The 2,047-nt window shown below is 43.2% G+C and carries 5 protein-coding genes; 1 reads left to right on the forward strand and 4 read right to left on the reverse strand.

Annotation, left to right across the window (positions count from 1 at the left end):
- A partial coding sequence (locus HSP_RS11475) for a hypothetical protein (RefSeq protein ID WP_029495268.1) occupies positions 1 to 207 on the forward strand: 207 nt, incomplete at its 5' end.
- 268 nt (positions 208 to 475) lie between these two features.
- On the opposite strand, the gene HSP_RS0106665 is transcribed toward HSP_RS11475, so the two are convergent.
- From HSP_RS0106665 to HSP_RS11660, 4 genes are all read right to left on the reverse strand, one after another.
- Entirely contained in the window at positions 476 to 910 is a 435-nt protein-coding gene (locus tag HSP_RS0106665) for an H-NS family histone-like protein (RefSeq protein WP_001293129.1), read from the reverse strand.
- 15 nt (positions 911 to 925) lie between these two features.
- Complete coding sequence (gene hha / locus HSP_RS0106670; protein ID WP_000850859.1) at positions 926 to 1,132, reverse strand: hemolysin expression modulator Hha; 207 nt, start codon at positions 1,130 to 1,132, stop codon at positions 926 to 928.
- On the reverse strand, positions 1,129 to 1,701 hold the full coding sequence (locus HSP_RS11655; protein WP_425268517.1) for a topoisomerase C-terminal repeat-containing protein: 573 nt from the start codon (positions 1,699 to 1,701) through the stop codon (positions 1,129 to 1,131). Before HSP_RS11655 ends, hha begins: the two co-directional genes overlap by 4 nt.
- A 37-nt stretch (positions 1,702 to 1,738) precedes the next feature.
- Positions 1,739 to 2,047: DNA topoisomerase (locus HSP_RS11660; RefSeq protein ID WP_029495278.1), on the reverse strand; the 309-nt coding region annotated here is incomplete at its 5' end.

The following is a 2,047-nucleotide window of genomic DNA, read 5'->3' on the forward strand; positions in this document are numbered from 1 at the left end:
ATTTTTCAGAAAAATATACAAAAACCTTGTTTTGAGGGAATTATTAACAATTTAAAAAGATTATGCCCAAATATTATAGCGGAAGGTGTAGAAAACATCTATTACAATGGATTATCAACGAAAACTGGATTATGGGGCACTCAAGGATATTTTTTCCCTTCTGTGCCTCTATCTGAAATTAAACACATAAATAGTGCGTGGCTATAAATATATGAAATATCGGAAGGCAGATGTGTTTTCATCTGAACACAGAAGTTTCCTTAACACCACTATTCTGGCGCGTTACACAAAACTCCTGTTGCATCACTAAACGTGGATTATTAACCACAGATAGTTACTGGCAGCGCGCTACGTGAAATCTAAGGTTTTTCGGGTGGGATTGGACGCGAGAATTTACGAGAGCGCATCGGGAAATACCGTGAAGATGGAGATTTTAAAGGATAACGCCCTCCAGAGAAAAAGGAGGGCTGTAGAATCATTTCTCGATGAGAAACTCATCAAGAGAGCGACCGCTTGCCAATGCTTCAGCAATCGGTTTTGGCGCACGCCCACGACCAGACCAGTATTTCGTTTCACCATTTTCTTCAAACTGATATTTAGGCGGCGCTTTTGGTAACGTTTTTTTACGTGATTTTGGTGCTTCTTCAGACAGACCAAGCAGTTCTTCCGGTGAGAACCCCTCTCCGGCGATTAACTGAAGCAGTTCCTGACGTTTCCGTTCACGCTCTGCTCGTTCAGCCGCTTCACGTTCAGCATCTTCACGACGTTCTTCAATAACAACGTTGAGCTTTTCCTGCATTTCGAGCAACTGCTCAAAATCAATCTCACGGGCAAACACACGCAATGAACGAATATTCATCATAGTCCGGCTGATAATGCCGTATTCATCTTCTTTAGTCAGTTCGCTCATAATTAATCCTCTTGTTTAATGGACGTACTTCCATACGCCGGAAGGAACCTTATCATAAAGTTTATTCATCACCAGTTCTGCACGGCGGTGATCTGCGGCAGAATAAAATGCCTCTGATTCTGATAAAGGCAGCTTGTAACGATTAATCTCAATAACTTTTTCAAGAGTATCTCTTGATGTACATTTTCTTAACTGAAAAAGCCATTCCTGCTTTGTTTTCACTTCTTAGCCCTTGCCGGAAAACCCAGCTTCCCTGTTTTCTTATCCTCAAGGACAAGAACTGTATCATACGTTCCACCACTTTTCTTTTTAAATCCCTTAATCAAATCGGTTTTCCCTGATTTAACCAGTTTTCCGGCCTGTGCCTGGGTGATTTTCTTACCAGAAAACTCACTCCAGATTTTAAATTCACATCCGGCACAGAAATAACCTTTCGGCCTGATAACAATATGTTTACCACAGGAAGGGCAGGGAGAGTCCAGGCGTTGAAACTGCCCTGCTGGCGCAGCGGGTTCAATCTTCATCTCGCCCAGGTCAACATCAGAAATCATGCCTGTCAGTTCACCGTACAGCTCATTAATAAACTGTTCAACCGTCAGGTCGCCATTTTCTATGGCAGTCTGCTTTTCAGACCATAATGCTGTCATATCAGGATTAACCGCTATACCAGGCAGGGCATCAATAAGCGCATATCCGGTATCAGTAGGAATAAGTTTCCCTTTTTCGAGCGTGATATAGCTTCTCTTCTTCAGCGTTTCCAGAATGGCAGCGCGGGTAGCTGGCGTACCAATACCGCCATGTTCATCTTTTTGTCTTTATCCTTATCCTTCAACAATTTTTAATCGTTGGATCAGTGACAAAATCCGCGACACGAACAAGCGCAGCAAGCAAGGAGGCTTCGGTGAATAACGGCGGCGGTGTTGTTTTCTTCTCATTAACAACAACTTCTTTTGTCGTCAGTGTTTCTCCAGTGCGAATTTTACAGAGCAGTTCAAAAGCGGAATCATCATTATCTTCTGATTCACCTACGTCTGTGGTTTCCGCGCCAAGAAACGCCTCAAATCCGCTGTCAGTTGTTTTTCTGGCACGGGCATAGAACGACTCATCACCACACTGAATGGCAACCGATACTTCCTG

Source organism: Haemophilus sputorum CCUG 13788 (genome assembly GCF_000238795.1).
Lineage (GTDB): Bacteria > Pseudomonadota > Gammaproteobacteria > Enterobacterales > Pasteurellaceae > Haemophilus_A > Haemophilus_A sputorum.